Raw genomic sequence first — 4,959 nt, 5'->3', positions numbered from 1 at the left:
CCGAGCCATCATCACTATCATCCTAAAGCAAAGAAATACAAACACTTAGGAAAAATGTCGCCGGTTAAGCCTCAAAATCAATCATTTTTTTAAATGTCGCAGGGTCGGGAATTAAACTGGAATTAAGAAACGCCCCATCCTTAAGTTTAATAAGGTTATGGGGCGTTCAGGCAAGATACAGCTTCTTCAAGTCTTAGATGTCCGAGGTTTTTCCTCTTAAATTACCTCTTAAGCTCGTCAGCGTCTAGCTTCATTCAGGTCTCAAATCATTCTTATAATAGTCTCAAATCAAACTTCTCTTAACACGGCTCAAAAATTCATTTATCCTTTAAAAAATAAAAAATCAGTTGAGTACTTTTATTCAACTGATTTTTTATTTTTTGCTTGAAATTTAATATATTATCACGATCAAAAATCAATTTCTATTTTTTCTCTTGATAATTTTTCATATGTTCTTCCATATCTTTTGCAACACTTTCAATATAATCTTTTTGTTCATTAATTTTTTCTACATTGGTATGAATTATATTCATAAATTTATCCCAATTATTTTGAATAGCAGTTGTTGCATTTTTGGAAGTAGTAGTAATAATATCATTACTCTTAGAGAGGAAATCTTTAATTTTTACACGATACTCATCATTCAAAAGCACACCAACGAAAAATCCCATAATAAAACCAACACCAGGAATTAATGAAAAACCTGCAGCTAATGTAACCCCACCTACTCCTAACAAAAATGAAGCAACATTATCTTTTTTTATAGAATGAAAATGTGCAGAAATATTACTCATGAGTTTTGTAGTAAATGAAACTGTTTGTTTTTCTGCATCAGAAAATTTCCCTTCCATATCCTTCAGGATTTTATCACCTGTATCTCTAATGGATTTAGAAATTTCTGCTGCTTTCTTCTTCATGTCTTCACTTGACATAATATCTCTCCTTTTGATCACTGTAGATTTTTTTTCAGTGTCAAAAGAAAATTAAATACAAATAACTAAAATGGCAAGTATAATTATAAAATTTTTGAATAAATACAGTTCATAATATTTGAAAAATAGTTCTTTTAGTTGGTTTTCTTGATTTTTTACAACTTTCCTGCAATGCTTGACGTTGTTTCTTTAAAATTTTTCGTTCTTACCGTTTCACAATTTGTTTTTTATATTCCTGATCATATTTCTGTAAAAGCTTATTGATTGATTTAATTTTCTCGCTCAATTGTGATTTTTCTTTTCAAGTTGTTTGAGTACCAAGTAATTTTAAATTAGCAGAATCCTTTTTTTGAAATAATTCTCTTTGTATTGCCTGAAAGCGTTTATCCTGACTATTAATTTTATTTTGATATTCTTGTTCAAGAGAATTTGAACGCATAGTTACTTCTTGTAGTTTAGCGTTAAGTTCTTTATTAATTGGGGCAATCTGTATAATTTGTTGGTTAGATAATCCTGCACTAAGTTGTTTTTGTTCGCTGAGGAAATCTAAATAAGTATCTTGTTTTTTTAGTGTTTGTTTTACGCTGACTAATTGATGAACTTTTTTAACATATTCTGTTGGATATCTTTGAGAAATGTACCGAGAATATAAATTTTGAGGGATCAATAATACTAAAAATAAGAACCATATTATTGCCATTTTTTCTCCATTTGGGAGTATTATTTTAAATACTACTACCACTGCAGTGTAATTTATTTCTAAGATTTATGCAATCTTTTTATACATTAAAATATAATTATTAAATTAAAAGAGCAATTTACTTTGGATACCATAGTTAAATCCTAATTGTTTATTAAAAATTCCATAATGTATTTCCAGAAATAATCCAAACGGAACATTTCCATATAGTATGGACATATCCACCTGTGTTTTAAAATAGAAAGACTGCAAAAAATATTTTTTCCACCATGCCGCTCGATACCCGCTGTAAAAAGTCCACCGTTCGAAGAATATTTCTCCTAGTCCAGGGCCGTTTTGGATTTCCCAAGAATATAACTGCAAATCAGTCGAACCATAAAAAGCATAACGGCATGCTACATAATACCGTGAATATTCACGGTATTGAGGCATTAATGTAGAGCCCAATAAAGAAAATCCTTGGATATTCAAGAAACCTGTATTATAACTAGAATAAAAACTAAATGTTATCGGTAGTACAGGAGGAGAAAATTTTACAGATGCTTCAAAACTTTGTAGCTGTACGCGCAAATAATCAATTTTATGTTGGAATACCAGTTCCCAAATCTGATAAAAACCAAACTTTCCTTCGGATTGATTTTTTCTCCACTTGAGAGTAACAACCCCAATCAATTGTTGTACTTTTAAACGATTCCAAGTGTAAGGATGCTGGACATTATTGCCGATTAACCTCCCTTGCCATAATAAGGACAGACCAATCTGAAAAGTTCCCCAGCCATAAGGAGAACCAACTTGGTACTGATTGGCTAACGAAGCAGATAATAAATGATGTTCTTTTAATCCAAAGACAAAATTCTCAGGAATGTAAAGATTATTAAAAGAAAAAGAAATAAATAATTTTTGAAAGGTATGGTTCCAAGTAAGAAAAAATTCTGGTGTTCCACGCTTATATTCAATATTGAAGCCTGTATGAATCTTATTAGCACCCGTACTGTCAAAAATAAAGGTAGATAAACCAGCTTTTTCCAAAGACACAAAAGGCATCCATAAATAAGGTACCAAATTCTGAGAAACCCGATAATTTGAAATTCTGCCTTCATAAGTATTGGTATTTTGTGGAGCAACAGATTTGATCTCTTCAAAAACCGCAGGCTGTCTGACAGCATTTGTCATTAAAAGAGAAGCAAGATTATCTTGATCGGAAAAAGATGTTTTATAAATAAGATTATCATCATCCAATACGGCTTCAAACATTTCACCTTTGAAATTATTAGTGATAAAAGTGAGTGTATTATTCTGCAGAAAAGCTGTTTTATAAAAATCATCCTGATCCTGAGCATAAGCAAAAGCAATACCATTATCAATCCGTGTCAGAAAACGAGGAAATTTTCCAAAACTGAAATGCAATGCTTCTAATTTTTGAGTTGCTTGGTCCCAACGAGCAATACTCTGCTTTCCATTATAAGAATGTAACAGAAAGACAAAACCGTTATCTGTCATGATTGGTGAATCAAAAAATTCATATAAAGAACCTTTTTTCAAAGAAATGATATTATTCTTCTCTATAAGAACCAGTTCAGGAATGCCTTCAGAAACCCGCAATGCAACAAAATTGCGACTACCCGGTAAGAAAGAAGCATCTTTAATATTTTTGTAAGGCTTCGAACGAGGTATAAGAGTTTTTCTGTCAAGAAGCACTGTAAATCCTTCCAAAACAGAACCATGTTGCCTTGTTCCCGAAACAAGCAATAATTTTTCATCATCGGAAATATCAACTTTATCCCATATACCATAAGCAACTACTTTATTTTTTTTGAATTCAAATCATAATAATATAAAGTTCGGGATTGAGCATCATAGTAATAAATTTTATTTTTTTTCTTGACAAGAGAATGAATACGCCGTCTTTTTGAGGTCAATAGAAAATTATTGTTTGTTTGATAACCAGAAACATCCAAAGAATTTTTAAATTTTGTCCATAATTCTTTTTGTTTTTTTCCAGTAAACGACTTTATAATTTTTGCAGAAGGCTGCCACTTTCCGGATTGACGCCAATATTCTGGAATCTTTAAGCCCCTTTCCTTCAAGAAACTGACTTAAAAACGAACCAAAAGTATAACGAAAATGACCTGTATCATAAGCTGTTTGAGCACCACTCATTTGGGCAAAGTTAGGAAATTTATCATCCAATAAATTTCTTCTTAACATATGATAATGCAGAGGATCATGCATGCGGCCATAACCAGAATCACTTTCACGTTGAACAGCAGACCCCTCTATAAAAGTCCCAGCACTTAAGAGAACAGTAGGTCGAAAATTATATTCCAAAGGACGCAAAATTTTCTTTCCAGAAAGCGTCGAAAACGCCACAATATGAGTCAATTCATGACGAAACAAGGTACGTAATCTGTTAGGTTCCGTATATGATACGAGCCCCGACAAATCAGGTGCTACACCAGTAAACATATGAATTGTAGGATAACTGACAGGACTACCAAAAGCATTAGCTGTATTATAATCCGTAGAAACAACAACATGAATAGGAAATCTATTAGTAACAATGCCATAAATTTCTTGTAAAGAAGAAAATTCTTCTTCTGCAAATGCCGCAACAGAAAAAGCATGCTCTGCTGACGAATCAGAAAAAATAATACGAAAATGTTGAGTATTTATTTCGCGAAGCTTTCCAACTGAGGAATGAAAAGGATAATCATAGAAACTGAAAATAGGTGCTGTGCTGCATAATAACCAGACAAATATAATTTTCTTCAAAGATGCACTCGCATTTTTCTTATTCTAGGAGTTTATTATGGCAGACTTTTATTATATTTGTCAATCCTTTTTATTAAAATTAATAAAAAGGATTGACAAAATTTTAATAATCATGTAAAATGATACTCTGTGGAGAGGTGGCTGAGTGGTCGAAAGCGGCTTCCTGCTAAGAAGTTGTCCTGGATATTACGGGATCATGGGTTCGAATCCCATCCTCTCCGAACATAAGTTCTAAGTAGTTGATATATAACGATTTAGAACTTTTATTTTACCCCTACACTTCCTGAAAATCGGGACATCTTGCCCGTTCAAAGAATTTGAATGAGACTGTTGAGAACATTTTTCTGAGAAATTGCACCTGAAAATTTCATAGATTCTCAAAACATACTTTCCCCGGTTCCATAGTAGGAACCGAATTTTGATAACTCTCTCTGTAAACTTAACTTATATTATACATTTCAATAAAATATCCGTAAATTTGAAACGGAATAGATGTTAGGGTTGCTTTTATAGATAAATGTAATATACATTGCCCAGCTAAGTAATGGGGAATAA

Annotated in this window: 4 protein-coding genes and 1 tRNA gene; 1 reads left to right on the top strand and 4 read right to left on the bottom strand. The window is 32.1% G+C overall.

Annotated elements, in window-relative coordinates; translation table 11 throughout:
• Positions 1 to 422: 422 nt before the first annotated feature.
• The 4 genes from BM018_RS07420 to BM018_RS07405 form a co-directional block, all read right to left on the bottom strand.
• Positions 423 to 932: a DUF456 domain-containing protein gene (locus BM018_RS07420; protein WP_092320164.1), complete on the bottom strand. Its 510-nt coding sequence runs from the start codon at positions 930 to 932 to the stop codon at positions 423 to 425.
• A gap of 301 nt (positions 933 to 1,233) precedes the next feature.
• Positions 1,234 to 1,632, bottom strand: coding sequence for a hypothetical protein (locus tag BM018_RS07415; protein WP_092320162.1), 399 nt, complete (start codon positions 1,630 to 1,632; stop codon positions 1,234 to 1,236).
• A 105-nt stretch (positions 1,633 to 1,737) separates the two neighbouring features.
• Positions 1,738 to 3,381 (bottom strand): hypothetical protein, encoded by a 1,644-nt coding sequence (locus BM018_RS07410; protein WP_092320160.1) that lies wholly within the window; start codon positions 3,379 to 3,381, stop codon positions 1,738 to 1,740.
• A gap of 216 nt (positions 3,382 to 3,597) precedes the next feature.
• On the bottom strand, positions 3,598 to 4,404 hold the full coding sequence (locus tag BM018_RS07405) for a hypothetical protein (RefSeq protein WP_092320158.1): 807 nt from the start codon (positions 4,402 to 4,404) through the stop codon (positions 3,598 to 3,600).
• 131 nt (positions 4,405 to 4,535) lie between these two features.
• On the opposite strand from BM018_RS07405, the gene BM018_RS07400 reads away from it, so the two are divergent.
• A tRNA-Ser gene (locus BM018_RS07400) sits at positions 4,536 to 4,625 on the top strand.
• Positions 4,626 to 4,959: the final 334 nt, after the last annotated feature.

The sequence above is a fragment of the Brevinema andersonii genome, assembly GCF_900112165.1.
Lineage (GTDB): Bacteria > Spirochaetota > Brevinematia > Brevinematales > Brevinemataceae > Brevinema > Brevinema andersonii.
The sequence above is the reverse complement of the archived record's forward strand: the minus strand, read 5'-3'. Positions and strand labels throughout refer to the sequence as shown.